Origin of the sequence: Albimonas donghaensis (genome assembly GCF_900106695.1) — a bacterium.
Taxonomy (GTDB): domain Bacteria; phylum Pseudomonadota; class Alphaproteobacteria; order Rhodobacterales; family Rhodobacteraceae; genus Albimonas; species Albimonas donghaensis.
In genome coordinates this window covers 1,268,480-1,291,026 of sequence record NZ_FNMZ01000001.1, presented here as the reverse complement: position 1 = coordinate 1,291,026, position 22,547 = coordinate 1,268,480, and the positions used below count along the sequence as shown (strand labels likewise).

Sequence of the window (22,547 nt, the reverse complement as noted above, 5' to 3'; positions counted from 1 at the left end):
CTCAGCCCGGCGGGGGGACCCGCCGGGCCGACGGCTCCAGCAACTGCGCGCGCAGGTGCTTGGCGATGCGCAGGGCGTGGCGTTTGCGCCAGGCGCCGGGGCTGACGACGAGCCCCGCCGCCGCCGCGGCGAAGGCCCCGACCCGACCGCCGGGCCCCAGCGCCAGCGGGCGGCGCCATTTCCCGACCCGCGCCTCGATCCAGGCATCCCGCTCGGCGTCCACGTCGATGCCCGCGGCTTTCGCGCGGCCGGTCAGGTGCTGGCCGATGGGGCGGTGATGGCCCACCGCGGCCGCGTCCACGATCCCCACCGCGCCCTCCGGCGCGAAATCCTGCCAGATGAAGTCGAGCCCCTTGGCGGCGGGCCGCGCCTCCATCTCCGGCAGGACGGCGCGCAGGACGTCGGGGGTCATCAGGGGGACCATCAGTTCCACGAAATCGGTGCGGCGCAGGCGGGTCAGCGGGTTCCGCACGGTGATGAAATGCGAGATCTGGCTGTCCGGGGTCAGGGCGGGTTGCGACAGCGCCAGCCCGGCTTCCGCCGCGATGCGGAACAGGCGTGAGACGGTCGTCTCATCGGCCTCGATATCGTCGTCGGGCAGCCAGATCAGCGGGGCGCGGTCGATGAGATCGGGGTTGCCGGTCAGCACCTTGTGCAGCGCGTCCCATTTGCCGCCCGCCTCGGGGATCACGGCGTCGGGCTCGAATTCCGTCAGGTCGGGGATGTCCTGATAGGGCGACAGCACCAGGTCCCAGTCGCGGGCCGCGCGGGGCGTCTTGGCCCAGCCGGAGACGCGATGCGAGGCCCCTATGCGGATGATCACCACGGCGCGGGGGGCGAGCGGGGCGGTCATGCGTCGGGGCATTCGTCGGGGCATTCGTCGTGGCTCCGGGGCGCGGCGAAGCGGGCGGCCCAGGCGTCGGGGGCGCGCGCGGCGTCGAGGCCGGGCCCCCAGCCGCGCGCCGCCGCCCGGCCGCGCAGCGCGTAGCGGAGGACGAGCGCCAGCGCCCGGGCCGCCTGCGCCAGCGCGAGGCCGGGGCGGGGGCGGTGCAGGCGGAACCACGCATCCTCGCGCCCCGCCCGGACATGGGCGCGCATCCGCACGAGGCCCGGCGCGGCCTCCCGGTCCGGGATCACCGCGAAGGGGGCGGAGGCGGGGCGGCGGACCAGCCCGACCAGCGCCCCCGCGATGGCCCGGGCGAAGCCCTTGGCATGATCGCCATGGGTCTCGGGCCGGCCGGGGGCGAGCCGGGGCAGGCCGTCGGGCGGCGGCGCCGCTTCCGGCGACAGGCCGGCGGCCAGCGCCAGCACTCCGGCATGCACGGCGTCGGCGGGGCGGGACAGGATCGCCGGCCCGTCGAGAAAGTCGCGCAGCGCGGCCATCCGCCAGGCGGCGCAGGCATGGTCGCCGGAAAGCGCGGGGCTCCATATCCGCTCCAGCAGGTCGAGCGCGCCCGGCAGGCCCTCCGGCCCCGCATGGGCGGCGCACCAGGCGAGGCGATTGCGCAGGTCGTAATAGTGCTGCCAGCTGGTGGCCTTGGCGTAGAAGGGCTCGTGCCAGACGCCCAGCCCCGGCGGCGTCGCGGTCGGCGCCCCGGCGGCGGCGAGACGGCGGGCGTAATCGGTGTCGTCGCCGCGCAGGAACACCGGGGCCGGCGGGCCGGCGGCGCGGGCCGTGTCGCGGGGGACCGCGAAGAACCACCAGCCGTTGAAATCCACCGGGGCGGCGCCGGAGAGCAGCTCGGCGGGGGGCGCGGACAGATCCGCGTCATGGCCCACAGCCCGGACCACGCCGTAGCGGCCGATGACCGCGCCCGCTTCGTGCATCCGCCCCGGCGCGCGGGCGTCGAGCATGGCGCCGCCGATCGCCGTGGGGCCGGCCAGCCGGGCCAGCGTGGCCGCCAGCCGCGGGATCATGCGGGGGTCGAGTTCGATATCGTCGTCCATCATCAGGTGATGGCCGGGGCCGGGTTCGGCCGCCAGGGCCTCCGCGAGCCCGCGGGCGAACCCTCCCGCACCGCCGAGATTGGGTTGCGCGACCACCCTGAACAGCGGCGCCTCCAGCAGCCGGTTGAGCTGCGGGTCGTCGAAAGGATCGCCCTGGTTGACCACGATGACGCGGGCGAGGGCGGGCGTGGTCTTCGCCGCCTCAAGCAGTCCGCGGGCGAGGGCGGTCAGCGCCGTCTCCCGCCCGAAGGCGCAGAGGCCGACGGTCAGGCGGCCGTTGGGCGCGGGCGGGACGGGCGTGGCCCAGCGGGCGGCGATGAGGCGGGCGGGGCCGCGGGCCTCGATCTCAGCCCAGAGGCGGCCGGGGGCGGCGGGCTCGGGCTCGGGCAGGGGCAGGGCGCCGGCGCCCTCCGTCTCGATCCGGGCCATCAGGACGGGCGGGCCGCCCGACGCGGGCGCGTGGAACAGCGCGACGGTCATCGCCCCCTCGCCCTCCCAGGCGAAGACCAGCGGGTCGGGGCGGGCATGGGCCCGCCACCAGGCCAGCGGGAAGGCGTTGAACCAGGTGTCCGTCGAAAGCCGCGCGCCGGGGGCGAGGTCCAGCGGGAAGCGCGGTCCCCCCCCCGTTTTCGCGGCCGTTTTCGCACCCGTCCCCCCGCCCAATTCGGCGCCCATCTCGGCGCCCATCTCCGCCGCCGAGCCCTTCAGCCACAGCGCGTCCGGCCCCGGCCCGGCGGGGTCCAGCACCTCGCGCAGCGCGAAAAGCGCGGGCGGCGGGAACGGGGGCGGCGCGGCGGTCATGCCGGGGGCGGCGGTGACGGTCAGGCGGCGCGCCGGGCGAGGAACGCCTCGGCCGCATCCAGGGCCAGGCCGATGGTCACGTCCATGTCGAGGTATTGATACGTCCCCAGCCGTCCGACGAAGGTCACGCCGTCGAGTTCCGCCGCGCGTTCCTCGTACTGGGTGAGCAGCTTTTTCTCATCCAGCAGGCGGATCGGGTAATAGGGAATGTCGTCCGCGCCGCAGAGGCGCGAATATTCGCGGAACACGATGGTCTTGTCGTGCTCTTCCCAGGGGGCGAAGTGCTTGTGCTCGGAGATCCGGGTGAACGGCACGTCGGGGTCGCCGTAATTCATCACCGCGCAGCCCTGGAAATCGCCCTCCGCGCGCTCGGCCTCGAAATCCAGGGTCCGGTAGCCGAGCCGGCCGAGGTCGTAGCCGAACCACCGATCCAGGGGACCGGAATAGAAGACGTGGTCGAAGGTCTCGGTCTGGTCCTCCCACCGGGCCTTCAGGCGGGTCTCGATCAGCGGATGGTCGAGGATCGCCTCCACGATCGGCGTGTAGCCGTGGCGGGGCATGCCCTGGTGGGGGTGGTTGAAGTAGTTGTCGTCATAGTTGAAGCGCAGCGGCAGCCGCTTGAGGATCGAGGCGGGCAGGCGCGTCGGCTCCATCCCCCATTGCTTGAGCGTGTAGCCGTGAAAGAAGGCCTTGTAGAGCTCCGGGCCGACGAAGCGCAGGGCCTGTTCCTCGAAGCTCTGCGGATCCTCGATGTCCATGGAGGCGCGGGATTCGATGAAGGCGCGGGCCTCGGCCGGGGAGAAGGTCTTGCCGAAGAACTGGTTGATCGTGTGCAGGTTCACCGGCAGCAGGTAGACCGAGCCGCCGACGGTGGTCTTCACCCGGTTCACGAAGGGCATGAATTCGCCGAAGCGGTTCACGTAGTCCCACACGCGGTCGTCGCCGGTGTGGAAGATGTGGGGGCCGTAGCGGTGGACCAGCACGCCGGTCTGCGCGTCGCGCTCGGTATGGCAGTTGCCGGCGGGGTGGTCGCGTTCGTCGATCACCAGGCAGGGCAGGCCGGCCTCGGCCAGTTGCCGCGCGATGACGGCGCCGGAAAAGCCCGCGCCGACCAGACAGATGCGTCCCATGAATCCCCGTTCCCGATCGCTTTTCCGCCCCCTGAGGCGAGGCGCGCGGACCCTAGCAGCGGCGCCTGCCTGCGGCAACCGAGCGCCCGGGTCGCAGGGGGGCGCCTGCGGGGCCGGGCGCAGGGCCGGGCCGACGCCCGGCCGCCCCCTTCGGCGGAGGCCCCGCCCACCCACCCGCCTCCGCCGAAGGGGGCGGGGCGCGAGGCTGGCGGGCGGGGCGCCGCGGGGGCGGGGCGCGGTGGGGGCGGTGGGACGGCGGCGGCGGGGCGGCACGGGGCGGGGCCGATTGACAGTCCCGGCCGCTCCATGTCACTCGAACCCCGCCCGCGGCCCCGGCCGCCACGGTCAGGGGGAACGCCTGGGCATGGCCCGTCTCATCGTGCATATCGGCGCGCCCGCCGCCGGCGCGGCGCCGCTTCAGAGCCGCCTCGCCCGCCGGGCCGAGGCGCTGGAGCGCGCCGGCGCCTGCTGGCTCGACGCCTCCGACCTCGCCGGGGGGCGGCCCAATCTCGACGCCATGGTGAAGCTGAGCGGCCGGGGCGAGGGGTTCCGCGCCCGGATCGGGCTGCGCCGGGCGCTGGCGCTGTGCAAGCCGCGGGCGGAGATCTGCCTGGGCTCGTCCGAGCGGCTGTGGTGGCTGGAGGACCCGGCCCTGATCGCCGGTTTCGCCGAGGGGCTGCGCAAGGTCTATGAGCGCATCGACATCGTGGCCTGCCTGCCGCGCCAGGACCGGATGCTGGTCGCCCAGCGGGCGCCCGCCGCGGCCCCGCGCGCGCTGACCCCGGCCGCGCGGCTGTGGGGGACCGAGCCGCGGGCGCTGCCGAGCTGGCGGCCGGAATTCGAAGGCCGGCTGGACCACGCGGCCCGCCTGGATCGCTGGCGCGCGGCCTTCGGGGCCGACGCCGTGCACGCCCTGGTCGACCCCCGCGACGCGCCGGAGCCGGAGGCCGCGCCGACCCTGGCCGCGACCCTCGCCGGGCTCGCCGGGCTGCCGGCGGAGCTGTTCGGCCCCGAGCCGCCCCTGCGCCCCCGCCGCGGCATCCGCGCGGCCCGCGCCCTGATGGCGATGGAAGCGCGCGAGGCCGGGCTCGGCCCCCGCGAGCGGCGCGAGATCGCCGCCGCCGCCGCCGCCACGAAATCGGGGCCGTCCCTGAAGCCGTCGCGCGCCGAGGCGGCCGCGCTGATGGCGCGTTGCGCGCCGTTCAACGCGCGGCTGGAGGCGGACTGGCGGGGGCCGGACGGGGCGCCGCTGCGCTTCGCCGACGACCTGTCGGACTGGCCCGAGGTCGGGACCGACCGGTTGAGCCCCGAGGCCGGCCGCGCCCTGCGCAAGCTGCTGATGGAGATGCTGGCCCGCATGACCGCCGAACAGAAGGCGGCCGGCCTGCGCCGGGCGCGCGTGCCGCGGCTCGGCCCCGAGGCCGGACGCGCCGCCGGGCGCACGGTGGGCGAGGTGCGCAAGCAGGCGGAATGGGGCGAGCTGGGCTGGCGCAAGCGTATCCGCCGCCGGCGCCGGCTGGCCGCGGCCGGCAAGCTCTGAGCCCCCCGCCGCCCGGAACGCCGCCGAAGACGCCGCCGCCGGCCCTGCCGAAACCGCGTGCGATGCGCGCGCGTCCCTGAGCGCGCCCGCCGCCGCGGGTCAGTCCTTGCGCCCGCCGCCGCGGGTCAGGCCTTGGGCATGCCGAGTCTGCGGCGCCAGGCGTCCTCGGAGATCAGCGGCAGATCCTCGCGCCCGAATTCCTCACGCAGCGCCGGCAGGCGGGCGAGCAGGGCGGCGAAGGCGGCCTCGAACTTCGCGTTGTTCTCGTAGTAGCGCTTGGGATCGCGGCGCAGGCGATAGCCGACGCCCGACTTGGGATCGACCACCAGCGCCTCGCGCCGCAGGAACACCTGGTTGGGTCGGAAGCGGCCCTCCAGCGGGAAGATCGCGCTTTTGGTGTGGAACATGAAGGCCGGGGCCCGGTGGCCCTGATGGGTGATCTTGCGGATGAATTTCCAGATCCCCGAGGTGTGCTTCTTCTCGCTCACCGGGGTCACGCGCGACCGGCGCCAGCGCTGGGGGCGGATCTGGCTCTCCTCCGGGGCCAGCGCCTTGATCTGGGCGCGCTTGGCCGACATCTCCGGGTCCTCGTCCCAGAATTCGGAGCCGCGGGTCACGTCCTCGATCGCCTGCACCACCGCGGCGGCGGAGCCGTAATGGTAGCTCTCGTTCCACTGCCGGAACAGGAACCAGAGCTGGTCGCGCAGGGTCTTCTCATCGTCGGGCAGGGACTTGTGCAGCAGCATCTGCATGACGTGGTAGCGGCTGTCGAGATAGGCCGTCAGCGGGCTGCGCTTGGACACGAAATCGTCCTGGTGCGAGGCCACGCCGGTCAGGGTGCGGATGTCGAAGTCATTGGCGAGGCTGAAGAACACGTCGTCGCCGCGCACGAAGAAGGGGAAGGGCAGCTTCTCCACCTTCGCCAGCGGGAAGCAGAAATACCACCAGCCCGCATAGCGGTTCTGAAGATGGCCGAGCGGCCGGGTCATGCCGATCACCTGCTCGAACCGGCGCAGGTTCACGTCCTTCTGCAAGGGCATGCAGAGCTTGTCGAACAGCGCCGTGTTCTCCCAGATCTTCCAGCGGTCCTTGGCCGGGATCATGGCGCCGGCGATGGCCGCGCGCGGGTCGCGGGCCAGGCGCAGGGCGGCGATGGTGCGGCGCAGGTTCTCGGCGAAGAATTCGGCGTCGTCGTCCATGAACAGCACATGGGTGGCGCGGCCGCCGTCCCTGGCCTCCAGCAGGCCGCGGGTGAAGCCGCCGGCGCCGCCGAGATTGCGGTTCTTGATGACCCGGCCGCCCTCGAAGGGCACCGTGTCGGTATCGCCGCCATTGTCCACCACGGTCAGGGAGAACCGCTCCGCCACATCCGGATTGGCCTTCATGTAGGCGTCGAGCCGGGCGCAGGAGGCCTGGACCTCGGCGTCGCGCCGGAAGGTGGTGATGACCGCGGCCACATGCACGTCGCGAAAGCGCGAGGCGGGCGCGCGCACCAGCCAGTCGGCCTCGCGCAGGATCACGGCGCGGCGGGCGACGATGCGGAAATGCACGAGGCCGGGGTCGATCAGCCGGGGCAGCTCGACCTCCAGCGTCTCGCCGGCGCGCAGGTCGAAGGAGCGGGAGACGAGCATCTCGTCGTCGCGCCCCAGCCGGGTCATGCCGATGCGCAGCAGCCCCGCGCCGCGGCCGCGCAGGCGCAGCACCACCCGGTCGTCGGGGTCGAGATCGTAGCCCGAGGCGGGAAAGGCGTTGAACCAGCTGTCGAAGCGCAGCCGGGCGTCGGGGCGCACGTAATAGCCCCGTTCGGCCGAATCCCAGCCCGCGCCGCCGACGCCGCGATGGAACAGGCGCGGCTGGGTGTTGATGCCGGGTTCGGGCGCGAGCAGGCGCTGGACAAGGATCTCTTCCATGCGCGTTTCGCCCGTCTCCGCGGCGGAAGCCGTGTCGGTCACGGAGTCACCGGCCGCCGGACGGCCGAAATCGGAAGAGGTCTGATCCATGGGTCTCGCCTGCTCGTGGGTCTGCGCGGCGTCTTGTCGGTCGGGCCGGCGTCTCCGGTCCCGCGTCCTTCCCCGCATGTCTGCCCCGGTCTCGTAGTCCGAAGCGCCGGGACGCGGCAAGCCCCGCAGGGCGCGGGAGCGTGCGCGGGGACGCTCGGACAGGCGCTCAGGGGGCGTTCGGGGGTCGGAAGACGCGCTTTTCGGGCCGGATCGCACGGTTGGGCGGGCGCGCGCGCCGCGTTCCGCCGCGTCGAGGTCCGGGTTTTCCGCTGAAACCGTCCCATCCCGCCGCACGCGCGGCCGGATTCGCCTCGGTCTCGCCGCGTTTCCCCGCGAAATCTCGTCGCGCCGGCCCCCGGCGGTGGCGACTCGCGCGCCGCCGAGGTTGAGACCGGCTCGGCAATGTCCTAGCAACGGCTCGGTGGACGCGCCTGCGCGAATGACGCGACCGTCCCGCCGGCGCCGGGCCCGGGCCCCCGAGCCCGCGTCCGCCGGCCCGAAGCGCGAGGAGCCCCGTGACCAAGAGCCTCTGCCTGCATGTCGGCGACTGCAAGACCGGCAGCACCTCGATTCAGACGGTGCTTCAGACCGGCGCTTTCAAGAGCCCCGAACGTTCCGTGCTCTACCCGGTGGAGAAAGGCCGGCTGCATCACTGCGCGCTGGCCGCCACGCTCTACAAGCCGCGGATGAAGCCGCGCCGCAAGACCGCGTTCAAGGCGCTGTCGCAGCAGCTCAACGCCTCGAACGCGGATGTGGCGATCGTGTCGGGGGAATGGTTCGAATACGCCGACCCCGAGCTGCTGGACCGCGTGCTGCGCCGTCGCCTGCCGCGCTATGCCGAGACGACGCGCATCATCGCCTATGTGCGCCCCCATGCCGAGCGGCTGGTGTCCAGCTACCAGGAGCGCGCCAAGCTGGGCCATGCGGTGGGCAGCCTGAAGGCGTTCCACGCGACTTCGCGCGCCAAGGGCCTGTTCGAATACGCTCCGCGCCTGCGTCGCTGGCGGGAGGTGTTCGGGGACCGCTACACCGTGCGCCCGATGGTCCGTTCGCGCCTTGCGGGGGGCGACGTGGTGAAGGATTTCCTCGACTTGGCGCTGGAGGGGGCGCCGGTCACGGTCGGCGAGACCACGTCGGTCAACACCTCGCTCGGGGTGCGGGACCTGGCGCTGGTGCTGGCCATGCATCGGGGCGGCAAGCTGCCCTCGCAGGCGGTGCGGCATCTGTCCTGGGCGCTGCAGGAGCTGAGCGGCGAGGGCGACAAAGGCGGCGGGGAGCGGCTGCGCCTGGACCGCGCGCTGCTGGCGGAGGTGCGCGCCGACTATCTCGACGACGCCCGGGCCTGCGATGAGGAATTCTTCGGCGGCGACGATTTCCAGCGCGCCTTCGACCGGGCGGCGGCGACGGCGGTGGATGCGCCGCAGGTGATCGCCCCCGAAAAGGTGCTGACCCCGCAGGAGCTTCGCCGTAGCGCCGCGGTCGCCCGCGCCCTGCGGGAGATGGCGCGCGAGCTCTGGCACGCGCGCGCGCGGATCGCCGAGCTGGAGGCCGCCGCCGGGCTCGACCACGACGAGGATGACGACGACGACGAGACCCAGGCCGAGGACGCCGCCGCCGCGTCCCGACGGCCCGCCTTGCTGCGCAGGTTCGCATGAGCCGGACCGGGGGGGAGCGGAGCATGACGGCGACCTGCGTCACCAGACCGGGACGGCCGGCGGGGCGGGGGATGACGGCGACGACCGCCGCCGCCCCCGCCCGTCCTGCCCCCGCGCGCGCCGGGATGCGCCGCCAGATGGCAGGCAAGGGGGGCGCCGCATGGACCTGATCCTGTTCATGGGCCACCACAAGGTCGGCTCCTCGGCGCTTCAGATGTTTCTCGCGCGCAACTGGCTGCCGCTGGCGCGGGCCGGCATCCTCTATCCGGCGGTGGAGCCGCAGGGGATGGCGGCCAATCTCGGGGCCGCGGTCCGGGCCGCCGGCCGCGGGCAGGGCGCCGTCACGGCGGCCAGGACCGGGGCCCGGCGCGCGCCGCTGCGCCTGAACGAGCGGGAGCCGCATAACGCGCTGGCCTTCCGCATGATGCATGACGACACCGGCCGTCACATCCCGCCCTGGCATCCCAAGCTGCCGCATTCCAACCAGATGTTCCGCGCCATCCGCACCCAGGTGGAGGCGCTGAGTCCTCGCGCCGTGGTGCTGTGCTCCGAGGTCTTCGCGAATTTCGGCGCCGATCACCCGGCCTTGCTGGCCCGACTCGCCGGCGCGCTGCCCGGCGCGCGCCGGGTGCGCATCCTGTGCACCCTGCGGCGTCCGGACACCTACCTGGTGTCCTGGCACAGCCAGCGCCTGAAGTTCGGCCACAATGTGCCGGCGCTGCGGGTCGACGCGCTCGACACCTACTGGAAGGGCATCCATTTCGACTATCGCCGGATGCTGGAACCCTGGTTCGAGGCGTTCCCCGACGCGTCCTTCGATATCCGCGACTATGCCGAGGTGCTGTCCGCCGGCGGTTCGGTCGCCGATTTCGCGACGCGGGCGGGGCTGGAGCTGCCCGAGGGGCTGGAGGAGGTGCGCTCGGCCAACCCCTCGGTGCATCCGGCGCTGATGGAAGTCGCGCGCCGCGCCAACGCCGAGCTGGAGGAGGCCCCCGCCCGGCGCCTGCGCGAGCATCTGATCCAGGCCGGCGAAAAGCTGACCGGCCATGGCGCGCGGGAGATCGAGATGTTCGGCCCCGACAACCGCGCGCGCCTGGCGGAACGCTTCGCCCCGATCGACGCCTGGCTGGGCGAGAAGACCGGGCGGAAGGGCTTTTTCCCGGATCTCGTTAAGGTCGGGGAAACGGCGCCGGTGGCGGAGCTGGAGGCGGGGCGCGCGGCGCTCGACGCGCTGCGCCGGTCCCGCGAATTGCGGGCCCTGCCGCCGGACGCGCGGGAATTCGTGTCGACCCTGGCGCTGGACTGAGGCCGCGGGCGGCTTCGGTCGCCGGGAGGGGCGGATCCGGCGGCGGAGGGCTCAGCCGGCCGCGAAGGTGCGCCGCACGGCGCCGATCAGCAGCAGGTTGCCCAGCGGCGCGGTCAGCGCCAGCCAGGGCCCGTGCGGTCCCTCGCCATTGTCCCAGAGCAGCGTCCAGGGCAGGCCCAGCGGCAGCAGGAACACGCCGGCGAGCGGATCGCGCTCCGCTCCCATCAGGCCCCAGGTGCCGACGGCGAACACGGTCAGCGCGAACAGGTAGCCGGCCGCGTAGGCCCAGATCACGAGCTGGTAGAGGCGGTAGGCCATGTCGCGCATTCCTTCGCCGTCTGCGCCGCGCGTCGCCCGGCGCGGTCTTGCTGCGCCCGTCGGCGCGTTGAGGGCCGGGCGCCCGCGGGGGGGCTGGCCTGGTCCGGGGCCGAGCCTCGATCCGCTTGCGACCGCAGGAGAAATTCCCGTAGTCGCGGCGCCGGCCCGTCATGCTTCGGTCCTGAAACCGACGCGGTCCAGTCCCCCGGATAGGCCGGAATGGGCCGTTGATCCACCCCCAAAGGCGACTCGCGCGTCAGGAAATTGAAACAACCGGGGCGGGAGACGCGCCTTGCGCGGGCCTTCGCGCCGGGCGGCGAGCCGGGGCGCGGGCCCGGAACGCGCGCAGTGCGGGGGGGGGCGTGCGGGGGCCGCCGCTCAGGTCTCCGCCAGGGCCTCCAGGCGGGCGCGGGCCATGTCGCGCAGCTCGGATTTGCGGATCTTCACGCCGTTGGCGCTCTGCGTCACCGGGAAGGCGTCGATCGGGAACAGCCGCGCCGGGGTCTTGAAATGCGCCAGCCGCGCGCCGGCTTCCGCCAGCGCCTTCGCCTCGTCGAAAGCCCCCGTTGCGGCGGGGTCGGGGATCACGAAGGCCACGGGGCGCAGGCGGCCGCCGATCTCCAGCCCCACCACCTGCGCGTCGCCGACGCCCGCGACGCCGCGCAGCGCCTCCTCGATCTCGGCGGGGTCGACGAGGAAGCCCGAGAGCCGGATCGCGTCGCCCCCCCGCGCCGCGTAGACGAAGGTGCCGTCGCCGCGCAGATGGCCGATGTCGCCGGAGCGATAGAAGCCCTCGGCGTCCACCGCCCTGGCCGTGGCCTCGGGGTTCTCGAAATAGCCCAGGAAAGACGTGTCGCAGCGGAATTCCAGCTCCCCGGTCTCTCCGGGCGGCAGCAGCGCGCCGGTCTCGGGGTCGCGGACCCGGATCTCGGCCCGCTCGCGGGAGGCCGGGGCGCCGCCGCCCTTGATCCGCTCGGCCACCGGCTGGGACATCGGCTGGATGCCGAAAAGCGCGTGCAGTTCCGAGGCGCCGTAGACCCCGCGCAGCGGCACGCCGCGATCGGCGGCGGCGCGCAGGATCTCGCCCAGGCCGGGGGTGAAGGCGCCGAAGCCGCAGCAGGCGGAGGCGGCGAGCGCGGGCTCGTCCAGCTCGATCAGGCGGCGGAACATCTCGTCGGAGCCGAAGATGTGGCTCAGCCCGTGGGCGCGGATGATGCGGGCGGCGTGGGCCGCGTCGAACTGCGCCATCATGTGGGCGGGGGCGGCGCCGGCGACGGCGGCGAGGAAGGAGGACAGCCCGAACACCCCGCAGAACGGCATGGCGGCGAGGAACCCGGCGCCCGGCGCGTCGAAGCCGAAGGCGGAGGCGCAGCGATGGGCGTGCAGGGCGAGCGTGCGCTGCGAATGGGTGACCAGCTTGGGGGCCGAGGTGGTGCCCGAAGTGGTGAAGAAGATCAGCGGCACGTCGGGGTCGGAGGTTTGGTCGGGGGCGGGCGCGGCGACGCTCGGAACCGGGTCGAAGGCCGCGAGGCGTCGGCCGGGCAGGGGCGGCGTTTCGGGCAGGGGGCCGCGCACGGCGATGGCGGTCAGCTCGGGGATCCTGGCGGGGTCGGCCTCGGCCAGGATCGCGAGATGGTCGGAGCGGCCCTCGCCCGCGCCCAGCACGATCAGGCTTGCGTGGGAGCGGGCGATTATGTGCTCCAGCTCGAAGGCCTTGTAGCGGGTGTTGACCGCGGCGACGCGCAGACCGAGCCGGGCGGCGGCGAAGAGCAGGGCGGGCCAGTCCAGCCCGTTGTCCAGCCAGACCGCGAGGCAATCCCCCGCGCGCAATCCCTGGGCGGAGAGCCAGTCGGCGGTCCCCGCGACGCGGGCGTCGAACGCGGCGGCGGTCACGGGGGCGCCGGCCTCGTCCACGAAGGCGGGGCCGCCGCGCTCCCGGGACAGGGCGAGCAGGTCGTGAAGGCGGGCGGGCTCGGCGGTCATGCGGTCCTCATGTCGGGCTCTTGGCGGGCCCTTGTCTGGTTCGGGTCTGGTTCGGGACTGGGTCTGGGTCTGGGTCTGGTTCGGGGCGGGCGGCGGGGCGTTCCCCGGCCGGCAGAGTAACGCGGCGTCGGGGGCGAGCGCCAGACGGGGCGCGCTCCGGGCCGGCGGAGGGAGCGGCGCGTCGACCGGCGCGCGGATCGCGAGGGCGCGCCCGCGCCGCGCGGCGGAGGGCGGGACTGCGGCGCGGGGGCTGCGTGGCGGGGGAGAGGCGCTCAGCCGGGCGCGGCCCGCGCCTCGCGCGTCAGGAAATCGGCGATCACCGCGTCGAAATCCGGGTCGGGGGCGAGGGGCGGGTCGAAATCCAGCCCGGTCACGAAGTCCCGCGGCCAGCCGGCCACCACCGCCCTTACGTCGGGATCGGGGGCGCAGGTCAGGCGGGCGGCGGCATCCGGCCCCGCGGCGCGGGCGAGCGCCGCGCGAATGTCCGCGGCGCAGACCGTCAGGCCGGGTTGATTGGCGGCGCGGCTGATCCCGAAGGCGGAGGCCGGCAGGTCATGCATCCGCAACAGGTTCGCCGCCACCCGACCCACCGAGACCACGGGGAAGCGGTCCTCCTCGCCCAGCGGCGCCGCGACCGCGCGCCCCCGCAACGGCTCCCGCGCCATGGCGGCCACCCTGTCCGACACGGCGGGCGCCGGCGCGCCGGGACGGGTCAGCACGATGGGCAGCCGCAACGCGCGCCCGTCCACATGGCCCTTGCGGGCGTAGTCGTTGATCAGCAGCTCCACGATCGCCTTGGCGGTCCCGTAGGAGGTCGTGGGCGTCTGCGCCTGGGCGTCCGATACCTGCGACGGCAGGTCCCCGCCGAAGGCCGCGATGGAGGAGGCGTAGACCAGCCGCGGACAATTCCCCGCGACGCGCCCGGCCTCCAGCAGGCGGCGGGGCAGCTCGACGTTGATCTCCCAGCCGCGGACCGGGTCCTGCTCCGCCTCCAGCGTCAGGGTGGCGGCGAGGTGGAAGATGGCGTCGGGGGGCGGGGAGAGCGCGGCCTCGAAGGTCGCGGGATCGGTCAGGTCGCCGCCCAGCTGGCGGGTGACGATCGGGGACGGCGCGCCGGGGTCGGGCGGAGCGTAGCGGTCGGCGAGGATCAGTTCGGTCACGGGGCGGGCCTCTCCCCCCGGTCCGGCCAGCCAGCCGCGGGCGATCAGCGCCTCGGTCAGGGCGCGGCCGATGAAGCCTCCGGCGCCGGTGATCAGCACGCGCATGGGCGTCTCCTCCCTGGTCCTGCGTCTCGTCAGGTTGTCCAAGGGGTAGCGGCGGGCGGGGGGGCGGGCAAGAGAACGCCGCCGCCCCCGGGAGAGGGGCGGCGGCGCGGATACGCCCTGAGCGGCGGGCCGGGATCAGGTCTTGCCCTGACCGGCCATGCCGCCGGAGACCTCCTCCATCTGGTCCTCGGTCACCGGATCGGGCAGCGCCAGGTTGAGCGCGATGGCGATCCCCGCCGCCGGCAGCAGACCGGAGGTCAGCAGGATCCGCGGCGTGTCGGGCAGGTGCTGAAGCGCCCCCGGCTCCAGCTGCAGGCCGAGGCCGACCGACAGCGCCACCGCGAAGATCACCATGGAGCGCCGGTCCCAGGCCACGTCCGCCAGCATCGACACGCCCGAGGCGCAGACCATGCCGAACATCACGATGACGCCGCCGCCCAGCACCTCGATCGGCACGGTGGAGATCACCGCGCCCACCTTGGGCACCAGCCCGCACAGGATCAGGAACAGCGCGCCGAGGGTGACCACGTGGCGGCTCATCACCCCGGTCATCGCGATCAGGCCGACATTCTGGGAGAAGGAGGTGTTGGGCAGCGCCCCGAACAGCCCCGCGATCCCCGAGCCGAGGCCGTCCGCGAAGGTGGCGCCCGAGATCTCCTTCGCCGTCGCCTCGCGCCCGGCGCCGCCCTTGCAGATGCCCGAGACGTCGCCGACCGTCTCGATGGCCGAGATCACGCCCATCAGGCAGAAGCCGATGATCGCCGACGCGGTGAAGTCGAGCCCGAAATGCAGCGGATCGGGCGCCATGAACCAGCCCGCGTTCCCGACATTGCCGAAGCTGACCATGCCCAGCGGCAGGGCGACGAGGTAGCCCGCGATGAGCCCGATCAGCACCGCGCCCAGCGAGGCGAGGCCGTGGGTGAAGAATTTCAGCCCCAGGGTCACGAAGATCACCACCAGCGCCACGAACCAGTTCTGCGCGGAGCCGTATTCCGGCGTGCCGATGGCCGGCACCCCGCCGGCGGCGTACTGGATGCCGACCTTGACCAGCGCCAGGCCGATCATCAGCACCACCAGCCCGGTGACCAGCGGCGGCAGCGCGAAGCGCAGCCGGCCGATGACCGTGCCGAGCAGGCCGTGGAAGACGCCGCCCGCGACCACGCCGCCGGCGATCACGCCCATGGCGTCCACGCCCTTGCCGGCGACCAGCGGGATCATGATCGGCAGGAAGGCGAAGGAGGTGCCCTGCACGATGGGCAGGCGCGCGCCGACCGGGCCGAGCCCGATGGTCTGGAACAGGGTGGCGACGCCGGCGAAGAGCATCGACATCTGGATCATGTAGATCAGCTCGCCCACGCCGGGCGTGCCGAAGCCGAAGCCCGCCGCGCCCGCGACGATGATCGCAGGCGTGACGTTCGACACGAACATGGACAGCACATGCTGCACGCCCAGCGGCGCCGCCTTGGCCAGCGGCGGCATGTAGTCAGGGTCTTTGAGCTGCGCCTCCGTGCCCAGTCCCGTCATTGCCATGGTTCACCCCTCCGTGCGGATCGCGCCGTTGCTGCATTGCGAAATGGACGCATCGCCGGACGTCTGCGTCAAGCGAAATTGCCGAATTTCGCAGCGATGGCGGGCGGGCGGCCTTGCCGAGTGAGTGCGATTTGGGCAGGGCGCGCGGGTGTGGCGCGGATCATGGCGCGCCCCGCCGCGCCGGCTGGGGCGGCTGCGGGCGGGACGCGCGTCCACGGGGGCTTTCGGTCCGCTCCCGTGGAAGGCGGCGGTCGCGCGCTGGGGATGCCCGCGCGGGCCGCCGCCTTGTCTTCATCCCGCGCCTTGGGCGGGACATGACGCCCCGGGCCACCGGGGCTGGCCCGGGGCCGGCTTGGGGCCGCGACGAAAAAACGCCGGCCACGATGGCCGGCGATGCCGTGTCTCGCGGCCCGGATCAGGCCGCATCCCCCTCGGCGGTGACGGACGTCATCGGCCCGGCCCGGCGGGCGGGCGTCGCCTCAGATGGAGGCGGAGAAGGCCAGGCTCTCGTAAAAGGCCAGCTCGCGCGCCTTGTGCTCCGGATCGTCCTCGGCGTCGATCGGGGGCAGGGGCGGGACGAGCGCTTCGAGCAGCGAGGCGAACAGGCCGTTGTTCTCGCGCGGGGCCGGCTCAGGCGTCTGGAGGGTCTGCATGGCGCGCTCCGGGATCGAGGGCCGGCGGGACGTCGCCGGGGTCGCGGACAAGTATGCATGTGGCCGACCTCCATGCAAATCTTTGGAACCATTACAATAATGAAGCCTTCGCATCCGGGTTTCCGCAACGCGGCGGGCGGCGGCCGCGGAACGCCGCCATATGGTTGATGCATAACGAAAACCGGCCCCGTGCGGGGCCGGGCGCGACCGCGCGCCGGGCGGGCGCCCAGATGGGTTGTAAGCCTGACGAAGCATTGATTCCGCGGGGAAAATCCCGCGCCGCGGCCGAATCAACCGCGCCGCCGAGCGCGCCGGATGGCGGGCAAGGGCGTCGAGGCGGCGGGAGCAGGCCCTCGGCACGGGCGTCGCGCGCCGCGGATCGCGGGCGTGGGTCATGCCGATACGGAAGGTGAGGGGATGGAGGCGACGACCGGAATCGAACCGGTGTACACGGATTTGCAATCCGCTGCGTAACCACTCCGCCACGTCGCCATCCGGGGCCAGCGTGTAGGGGGTCGCCGCGAACAGGTCAAGGCCCGGCGAAAGCGGCGGGGCGGCCTGCATGATCCCCCTGCGCCAATCCCCGCCCGCGCGCCCCTCGCACCCGTCGCGGCCCCCTCCTGCGCGCCGCGTCCCGCGCCGATCCGCCGGATCCCGTGCGCTTTCCCGGCGGCGCCCGCGTCCCGCCGCATTGCGCGCGGCGCCGTCTTGTGGCATCGCCTGCTGAAGGGGCCGCGAGGGGCCCGGAACGTGCATCAACGCAGGATCGGAGAGCCCGATGAGCGATTTCGCCGCCGCCCGCACCGCCATGGTCGACAACCAGGTGCGCCCCTCGGACGTCACCTCCTATCCGATCATCGAGGCGATGCTCACCATCCCGCGGGAGCGGTTCGTGCCGGTCGCCCTGCGCTCGGTCGCCTATGCGGGCGAGCATCTGACGCTGGCCCCGGGCCGCGTGCTGCTCGACCCCCGCACCTTCGCCAAGATGATCGAGGCCTCCGATATCGGCCCCGACGACCTGGTGCTGGATGCGGGCTGCGGCCTCGGCTACTCGACCGCCGTGCTCGCGCGACTTGGCGCCGCGGTCATCGCGGTGGAGAGCGACGAGGACATGGCCCGCGCCGCCGCCGAGACGCTGTCCGAGCTTGAGGCCCACAACGCCGAAGTCGTCCCGGGTCCGCTCGATCAGGGCGCCGGGGACCACGCGCCCTACAACGTGATCTTCATCCAGGGCGGGGTCGAAGAGGTCCCCCAGGCGCTGTCCGACCAGCTGCGCGAGGGCGGACGCATGGTCCTGATCCGCATGTCCGGCGCCTATGGGCGCTGCGAGGTGCTGACCAAGGTCAACGGCGCGCTGTCCGCCTGGCGGGTGTTCGACGCCGCGGCCCCGGTTCTCGAAGGCTTCGAGAAGGCCCCCGCCTTCGAGTTCTGAGCGCGCTTCGCCCGGCATCCTCCCGCGCCGGTTTGACCTTTCCGGATCGAGGCGCCTCCGCTAGTGTTCGCGCTGGGCGCCGGTTCGGGGGAACCGGTTCCGGGCAGGACGACGTTGAAATCGGCGGGATGACCGGCATGACATTGAAGACCTTCGGGCTGGCGTTCGGCGCGCTCGTGGCGGGCCTTGCGCCTGCGGGCGCCGAGACGCTGGCCGACGCGATGGCCAAGGCCTACGCCAACAACCCGACGCTCGCAGCGGAACGCGCGGGTCTGCGGGCGTTGAACGAGGACGAGGTGCAGGAACGCGCCGCCGGACTCGGGGCGGCCAACGCCTCGGCCTCCTACGGCTACAGCACTTCGGAGAGCGGCGCCTCCGCCCTGCCGCGCAGCCGGGACGAAGCCGACCCGTTTTCGCTGGGCGTCTCCGGCTCGCTGAACCTCTATGACGGCGGACGCACCTATAACGGCACGCGCTCGGCGCAGGCGGCGGTGTCTTCGGGCGAATCCAACCTCACCTCGACCGAGCAGGACGTGCTGCTGGCCGCGGTGACGGCCTATGAGGACGTGCGGCGCGACATCGCGCTGGTCGGCGTGTCGCGTTCCAACGTCCGGGTGATCTCGGAGCAGCTCCGCGCCGCCCAGGACCGCTTCGAGGTCGGCGAGGTCACCCGCACCGACGTCAGCCAGGCCGAGGCCCGGCTCGCCGCCGCGCGCTCGACGCTGGCGGCTGCGACCGGCTCGCTGGCGCGGTCCCGCCAGGCCTACCTGGTCGCCATCGGCGAACTGCCCGAGGATCTCACCCAGCCGCCGCCGCTGCCCGACCTGCCCGCGACCGAGGGTGAGGCCATCGCCCTGGCCGAAGCCGCGCATCCGCTGCTGGTCGCCGCGCGCTACGACGTGCAGCAGGCCGAATACGAGGTGAAGCGGGCGCTCGGCGGCATGCTGCCGACCGTCGATCTCGAGGGCGACCTGTCCTATACCGACGGCGGGCTGCTGATCGAGAACAGCGTGACCGACGGCAACTCGGCCTCGGTCGGGGTGCGGGCCTCGGTGCCGCTGTGGTCCGGGGGGCGCAATCCCTCGCTGGTGCGTGAGGCGCAGGCCCGCCTGGCGCAGCGCCAGGCGCTGATCCACGCCATCGGCCGGCAGGTGCGCCAGCAGGTGTCCAACGCCTGGTCGGGGCTCGAGGTCTCGCGGATCTCGATCACCGCCGCCCGCCAGCAGATCCGCGCCGCCCAGATCGCCTTCGACGGCGTGAAGGAAGAGGCGACGCTGGGCGCGCGCACGACGCTCGACGTGCTCGACGCGGACCAGGAGCTGCAGCTCGCGCGGGCGGAGCTCTACCGTTCGCTGCGCGACGAGTACGTGGCGGGCTACACGCTGCTGTCGGCGGTCGGCTCGCTGACCGTGTCGCATCTGGGGCTGGACGTGGCGCGCTACGATCCGGAGGCCTATCCGACCGACGTCGAGCGCGTGCCCAACGGCTGGTATCAGGACGAGTCGGTGAAGTGGAGCAACCGCTACCGGCCCTGACATGACCGCGCCGCCTCCCCCGCCGAGCATCGGCGCGCGGGGGGCGGCGACGGGTCGGGCAGGGGTGCGGACGCCGGCGGCCGGGCGTATTCGGGCCAGTTCGGAAGGGGTCGAAATGCACGAGAACGAGGCCGGAAAGGCGTCCAAGGCGGAGCTTCTCGCGTCCATTCGCAACCTGGATGCGGAAGAGCGCGCGGCCGGAGCCGGCCGCGGTCCGGACGCGGGTTCGAGCGCCTCGGGGCCCCTGCAGCTGACCGCGGCGATGCGGGTCGGCGGGCCGGGCGGTCCGGGCGACATGCCCGCCCGCCCGCCGCTGCCCACGCTCGGCCCCGCGCCGGACGAGGAGCCGCCGCTGGTGCTCACCCGGCGGATCGACACGCCCGCGCCGTCGCCGGTTCCGTCCGAGCCGGTCTGGCCCGGCGCCGCGTCGCCGGTTTCGCCCGCGCCGGAGCCCGTCTCCGAGCCCCGGCCCGCTGTGTCGAGCGGGTTCGATCAGTCGACCTTCCCCACGCCGAAAGCCGCGCCCGACGCCGCGCCCGACGCCGCGCCCGACCCCGCGCCCGCCCCGGAGCCCGCGCCGCAGCCTGCATCGTCGTCGGGCGGTTTCGATCAGCAAACGTTCCCCGCGCCCGGGGCCGCGGCTTCGCCGGATCCCGCACCGTCGCCTGCGCCGTCGTCGGGCGGTTTCGATCAGCAGACGTTCCCCGCGCCGGGGGCCACGGCTTCGCCGGATCCAGCGCCGTCGCCTGCGCCGTCGTCGGGCGGCTTCGATCAGCAGACGTTCCCGATCCGCGAGGCGGCGCCTGCGCCGAAGCCCGAGCCTGCTCCAATCCCGGCCCCGGCCGGCGCGCCGCTGGTGACGCGGACCCCGCCGATCTCTCCGGCGCCCGCCGCCCCCGCGGAGCCCGCCGCGACGAGCCGCCCCGCTTCCGCCCTGCCGACCTCCCAGGCGCTTCGCCAGGCGATGTCGGCTGAAGAGGGCACGGGCGCGCCCCCGCCGTTCCCCGCCGCCGGCCTGCCGCGCGATCGCGACGAGCTGCTGGCGATGATCCGCCAGGCAATCCGCGACGAGCTCGCCGGTCCGCTGGGCGAGCGCATCTCGATCAACATCCGCCATCTCGTGGCCCGCGAAGTGAAACGCGCCGTCGAGGAGATGGAGACCGAGAAGAGCAAGGGCCCCGGCGCCGGCTGATGCGGCCGGGCGCCCCGACGCCCTGAAGCCCCGCCCCGACGCACGAAGACCCGCCAAGACACATGAAAACGCCCGCGCGATCCGGCCGAAAGGCCGCCGCGCGGGCGTCATCGTTCGCCCTCGGGCGAACGGCGCGACCCTTCGCGGACGGCTCGCGCCCGCGCCCGGATCGCTGGATGGAGAACGGCCGGGTCCGTCGCGCCGCAGGCGCGGGACCCGGCCCGGGGGCGGCTCAGGCGGCCAGCGCTTCCGACATGATCGCGGCGGCGCCGAGCGTCTCGGCCAGTTCGACCCGGTTCGGGCCGAAGCCGTTGAACCGGGTGGCGGTGGCGGTGCCATAGGCGCCCAGGCCCTCGAAGATCACGAAGTCGCCTTCTTCGATCGCCACGGGAACGTCCGGCGTGCCGGGCATCCGGTCCATGGAATCGCAGGTCGGGCCGAACACCACCCGGCCCTCGACCGGGCCGGTCACCGCCGAGCCGTCGGCCCGCGTCACCCGGAAGGCCGGCACGTCGCCGGTCAGGGGGGCTTCGGCCAGGCCGCCGTAGACGCCGTCGTTCAGGAACACCGCGCCGTCCTCGCGCACCAGCTTCACGCGGGTCACCAGCGCCATGGCGCCGGCGATCATGCCGCGGCCGGGCTCGCAGACCAGGGCCGGGTGATCGGCGCCGAAGGCCGCGATGGCGGCGGCCTGGATGGCGGTGAAATAGACCTCCAGCTCCGGCGCGCCCTCGGCGAGGCCGCCCGGGAAACCGCCGCCCACGTTGAGCCGGCCGGGTCGAACCCCGCTTTCGCGCGCGATGCGGCCGGCGGCCTCGATATAGGAGACGTAGGCCTCGGTGCGCTTGCACTGGGTGCCCGGGTGGAAGGTCAGCGACACGTCGAAGCCGGCCGCGGCGGCGATCTTCGCCAGCTCCACAGCCTCGGCCTCGGTCGCGCCGAACTTGGTGCCGAAGTCATAGGCGCCGCCCTTCACGGGCATGCGGAAGCGGACCGAAAGCTCGGTTCCCTCGGCGGGCAGGACCTCGATCAGCTTGGCCATCTCGGCGCGGCTGTCGACGGAATAGGTGCGCACGCCGGCGGCATGGGCGAAGCGCAGCTCGTCGCGGGACTTGATCGGGTTGTGGTAGTGCAGCGCCGCCTCGGGGCAGAGCGAGCGGATCAGGCGGATCTCCTCGGGCGAGGCGACGTCGAAGCCGCGCAGCCCGGCGGAGATCATGCCCATCAGCACGGCCGGCGAGGGGTTGGACTTGACCGCATAGGTGACCAGGCCGGGGAACCCGTCCAGGAAGCGGCGCGCGCCTGCGGTGACCGCGGCGGGCGACAGGAAGAACACCGGTTCATCCGGCTGCTCCTGCGCCACGAAGGCTTCGAGGGAAGTCCAGAGGGGGGCAACCTGGGTCATGGCGCTGCAATCCTTCTGCTGCGCGGTGATAGTCTGGATCGGTCGGATAGCTCCGTCGCCGTGTTTGGTTCAGTCACTTCAGGATGCGCGATATGCGGTCTAAATCGACCTGACAGAATGCGCGAAATGATGTATTTTGCAGGCGATATGACGAAAGCATCAGCAAGGTGACGAAACATGGCCGACTCGCTGGATGAGACGGATCGCGCGCTGCTCGGGTTGCTGGCGCGCAACGCCCGCGCGCCCGCCTCGGAGCTGGCGCGCCGGCTGAACCTGGCGCGCACCACGGTCCAGGCGCGGATCGAGAAGCTGGAGCGCACCGGGGTCATCAAGGGCTACACGGTGCGGGCCGAGACCGCGCCGGGGGCGATGATCCGGGCCTATGTGCTGATCCAGGTGGAGCCGCGGCATGCGGCGGCGGTGGGCGCGCAGTTGCAGCGGATGCGGGAGCTGGAGAGCCTGCACACCACCTCGGGGCGCTTCGACCTCGCGGCGCAGATCGGGGCGCCGGACACCTCGCAGCTGGACGTGGCGCTGGACCGGATCGCGATGGTGGAGGGGGTGAAGGGGATCGAGACGTTGGTGCAGTTGTCGACCAAGCTTGACCGCAGGTGGTGAGCGGGGGGTGAGTATCGGGCGGGGCGCGGGCTGAGGGGAGCCGCGCGTCGGCCGGGGCGCCTGGCCGCGTCGGCGCGCTCGCGCGGCCTTTGATCCGTGGCGCGGGCGGCGCCGGGGCAGGGCGGGAGAGCGGGGCGCGGGAGGGGCTATGCTGCGCCGCACAAGTTGGCGCCGGATTTGCTTCGCATCTGCGAGAAGCTGCAGATGGATCCGCCGCATGAACCGCCTTCCGTCATC

General features: G+C 73.4%; 17 protein-coding genes and 1 tRNA gene. 7 read left to right on the top strand and 11 right to left on the bottom strand.

Annotation, left to right across the window (positions count from 1 at the left end):
- Nucleotide 1 precedes the first annotated feature (1 nt).
- The 3 genes from BLV24_RS05390 to BLV24_RS05380 are packed head-to-tail and all read right to left on the bottom strand — an operon-like array spanning nucleotide 2 to nucleotide 3,878.
- The gene (locus BLV24_RS05390) at nucleotides 2–853 is read right to left on the bottom strand and encodes a DUF707 domain-containing protein (RefSeq protein ID WP_176954629.1); all 852 of its coding nucleotides are present in this window, start codon (nucleotides 851–853) and stop codon (nucleotides 2–4) included.
- Nucleotides 850–2,748, bottom strand: coding sequence for a glycosyltransferase (locus BLV24_RS05385; protein ID WP_092680061.1), 1,899 nt, complete (start codon nucleotides 2,746–2,748; stop codon nucleotides 850–852). Before BLV24_RS05385 ends, BLV24_RS05390 begins: the two co-directional genes overlap by 4 nt.
- Before the next feature lie 20 nt (nucleotides 2,749–2,768).
- Nucleotides 2,769–3,878 (bottom strand): UDP-galactopyranose/dTDP-fucopyranose mutase family protein, encoded by a 1,110-nt coding sequence (locus tag BLV24_RS05380; protein ID WP_092680060.1) that lies wholly within the window; start codon nucleotides 3,876–3,878, stop codon nucleotides 2,769–2,771.
- A 364-nt stretch (nucleotides 3,879–4,242) separates the two neighbouring features.
- Here BLV24_RS05380 and BLV24_RS05375 point away from each other — a divergent pair, with 364 nt between their 5' ends.
- Nucleotides 4,243–5,418, top strand: coding sequence for a hypothetical protein (locus BLV24_RS05375; protein WP_092680059.1), 1,176 nt, complete (start codon nucleotides 4,243–4,245; stop codon nucleotides 5,416–5,418).
- 125 nt (nucleotides 5,419–5,543) lie between these two features.
- Here the strand turns inward: BLV24_RS05375 and BLV24_RS05370 are convergent, their stop codons facing one another.
- Nucleotides 5,544–7,418, bottom strand: coding sequence for a glycosyltransferase (locus BLV24_RS05370; protein ID WP_143040222.1), 1,875 nt, complete (start codon nucleotides 7,416–7,418; stop codon nucleotides 5,544–5,546).
- Nucleotides 7,419–7,933: 515 nt separating this feature from the next.
- Here BLV24_RS05370 and BLV24_RS05365 point away from each other — a divergent pair.
- Both BLV24_RS05365 and BLV24_RS05360 read left to right on the top strand, forming a co-directional pair.
- Nucleotides 7,934–9,073, top strand: a complete 1,140-nt coding sequence (locus tag BLV24_RS05365) for a hypothetical protein (RefSeq protein WP_092680057.1) — start codon at nucleotides 7,934–7,936, stop codon at nucleotides 9,071–9,073.
- Between the two features lie 160 nt (nucleotides 9,074–9,233).
- The gene (locus BLV24_RS05360; RefSeq protein WP_092680056.1) at nucleotides 9,234–10,379 is read left to right on the top strand and encodes a hypothetical protein; all 1,146 of its coding nucleotides are present in this window, start codon (nucleotides 9,234–9,236) and stop codon (nucleotides 10,377–10,379) included.
- Nucleotides 10,380–10,430: 51 nt separating this feature from the next.
- On the opposite strand, the gene BLV24_RS05355 is transcribed toward BLV24_RS05360, so the two are convergent.
- From BLV24_RS05355 to BLV24_RS05335, 6 genes are all read right to left on the bottom strand, one after another.
- Entirely contained in the window at nucleotides 10,431–10,697 is a 267-nt protein-coding gene (locus BLV24_RS05355) for a hypothetical protein (protein WP_092680281.1), read from the bottom strand.
- A gap of 378 nt (nucleotides 10,698–11,075) precedes the next feature.
- A complete protein-coding gene (locus tag BLV24_RS05350; RefSeq protein WP_092680055.1) occupies nucleotides 11,076–12,680 on the bottom strand; it encodes an AMP-binding protein in 1,605 nt (534 codons plus the stop codon).
- Nucleotides 12,681–12,952: 272 nt separating this feature from the next.
- Nucleotides 12,953–13,945 (bottom strand): NAD-dependent epimerase/dehydratase family protein, encoded by a 993-nt coding sequence (locus BLV24_RS05345; protein WP_092680054.1) that lies wholly within the window; start codon nucleotides 13,943–13,945, stop codon nucleotides 12,953–12,955.
- A 135-nt stretch (nucleotides 13,946–14,080) separates the two neighbouring features.
- A complete protein-coding gene (locus BLV24_RS05340; protein ID WP_092680053.1) occupies nucleotides 14,081–15,475 on the bottom strand; it encodes a uracil-xanthine permease family protein in 1,395 nt (464 codons plus the stop codon).
- 479 nt (nucleotides 15,476–15,954) lie between these two features.
- Nucleotides 15,955–16,128: a hypothetical protein gene (locus tag BLV24_RS21900; RefSeq protein ID WP_176954628.1), complete on the bottom strand. Its 174-nt coding sequence runs from the start codon at nucleotides 16,126–16,128 to the stop codon at nucleotides 15,955–15,957.
- Between the two features lie 418 nt (nucleotides 16,129–16,546).
- Nucleotides 16,547–16,620 (bottom strand) — tRNA-Cys (locus tag BLV24_RS05335).
- A gap of 286 nt (nucleotides 16,621–16,906) precedes the next feature.
- Here BLV24_RS05335 and BLV24_RS05330 point away from each other — a divergent pair.
- The 3 genes from BLV24_RS05330 (at nucleotide 16,907) to BLV24_RS05320 (ending at nucleotide 20,287) form a co-directional block, all read left to right on the top strand.
- The gene (locus tag BLV24_RS05330; protein WP_092680052.1) at nucleotides 16,907–17,560 is read left to right on the top strand and encodes a protein-L-isoaspartate O-methyltransferase family protein; all 654 of its coding nucleotides are present in this window, start codon (nucleotides 16,907–16,909) and stop codon (nucleotides 17,558–17,560) included.
- Nucleotides 17,561–17,697: 137 nt separating this feature from the next.
- Nucleotides 17,698–19,095 carry a TolC family outer membrane protein gene (locus BLV24_RS05325; RefSeq protein ID WP_176954627.1) on the top strand — a complete coding sequence of 466 codons (1,398 nt, stop codon included), beginning with the start codon at nucleotides 17,698–17,700 and terminating at the stop codon, nucleotides 19,093–19,095.
- 115 nt (nucleotides 19,096–19,210) lie between these two features.
- Nucleotides 19,211–20,287: a hypothetical protein gene (locus BLV24_RS05320; protein ID WP_092680050.1), complete on the top strand. Its 1,077-nt coding sequence runs from the start codon at nucleotides 19,211–19,213 to the stop codon at nucleotides 20,285–20,287.
- Between the two features lie 232 nt (nucleotides 20,288–20,519).
- On the opposite strand, the gene BLV24_RS05315 is transcribed toward BLV24_RS05320, so the two are convergent.
- Nucleotides 20,520–21,692 carry a type III PLP-dependent enzyme gene (locus tag BLV24_RS05315; RefSeq protein WP_092680049.1) on the bottom strand — a complete coding sequence of 391 codons (1,173 nt, stop codon included), beginning with the start codon at nucleotides 21,690–21,692 and terminating at the stop codon, nucleotides 20,520–20,522.
- A 177-nt stretch (nucleotides 21,693–21,869) separates the two neighbouring features.
- Here BLV24_RS05315 and BLV24_RS05310 point away from each other — a divergent pair, with 177 nt between their 5' ends.
- Nucleotides 21,870–22,310 (top strand): Lrp/AsnC family transcriptional regulator, encoded by a 441-nt coding sequence (locus BLV24_RS05310; RefSeq protein ID WP_092680048.1) that lies wholly within the window; start codon nucleotides 21,870–21,872, stop codon nucleotides 22,308–22,310.
- Nucleotides 22,311–22,547 lie beyond the last annotated feature (237 nt).

What these genes read in the sequence shown, in the direction of transcription:
- BLV24_RS05320 (WP_092680050.1), top strand. Translation starts at nt 19,211, where the DNA reads ATGCACGAGAACGAGGCCGGAAAGGCGTCCAAGGCGGAGCTTCTCGCG.
- BLV24_RS05340 (WP_092680053.1), bottom strand. Translation starts at nt 15,475, where the DNA reads ATGGCAATGACGGGACTGGGCACGGAGGCGCAGCTCAAAGACCCTGAC.
- BLV24_RS05310 (WP_092680048.1), top strand. Translation starts at nt 21,870, where the DNA reads ATGGCCGACTCGCTGGATGAGACGGATCGCGCGCTGCTCGGGTTGCTG.
- BLV24_RS05375 (WP_092680059.1), top strand. Translation starts at nt 4,243, where the DNA reads ATGGCCCGTCTCATCGTGCATATCGGCGCGCCCGCCGCCGGCGCGGCG.
- BLV24_RS21900 (WP_176954628.1), bottom strand. Translation starts at nt 16,128, where the DNA reads ATGCAGACCCTCCAGACGCCTGAGCCGGCCCCGCGCGAGAACAACGGC.
- BLV24_RS05385 (WP_092680061.1), bottom strand. Translation starts at nt 2,748, where the DNA reads ATGACCGCCGCGCCGCCCCCGTTCCCGCCGCCCGCGCTTTTCGCGCTG.
- BLV24_RS05315 (WP_092680049.1), bottom strand. Translation starts at nt 21,692, where the DNA reads ATGACCCAGGTTGCCCCCCTCTGGACTTCCCTCGAAGCCTTCGTGGCG.
- BLV24_RS05350 (WP_092680055.1), bottom strand. Translation starts at nt 12,680, where the DNA reads ATGACCGCCGAGCCCGCCCGCCTTCACGACCTGCTCGCCCTGTCCCGG.
- BLV24_RS05380 (WP_092680060.1), bottom strand. Translation starts at nt 3,878, where the DNA reads ATGGGACGCATCTGTCTGGTCGGCGCGGGCTTTTCCGGCGCCGTCATC.
- BLV24_RS05390 (WP_176954629.1), bottom strand. Translation starts at nt 853, where the DNA reads ATGACCGCCCCGCTCGCCCCCCGCGCCGTGGTGATCATCCGCATAGGG.
- BLV24_RS05330 (WP_092680052.1), top strand. Translation starts at nt 16,907, where the DNA reads ATGAGCGATTTCGCCGCCGCCCGCACCGCCATGGTCGACAACCAGGTG.
- BLV24_RS05360 (WP_092680056.1), top strand. Translation starts at nt 9,234, where the DNA reads ATGGACCTGATCCTGTTCATGGGCCACCACAAGGTCGGCTCCTCGGCG.
- BLV24_RS05370 (WP_143040222.1), bottom strand. Translation starts at nt 7,418, where the DNA reads ATGGATCAGACCTCTTCCGATTTCGGCCGTCCGGCGGCCGGTGACTCC.
- BLV24_RS05355 (WP_092680281.1), bottom strand. Translation starts at nt 10,697, where the DNA reads ATGGCCTACCGCCTCTACCAGCTCGTGATCTGGGCCTACGCGGCCGGC.
- BLV24_RS05345 (WP_092680054.1), bottom strand. Translation starts at nt 13,945, where the DNA reads ATGCGCGTGCTGATCACCGGCGCCGGAGGCTTCATCGGCCGCGCCCTG.
- BLV24_RS05325 (WP_176954627.1), top strand. Translation starts at nt 17,698, where the DNA reads ATGACATTGAAGACCTTCGGGCTGGCGTTCGGCGCGCTCGTGGCGGGC.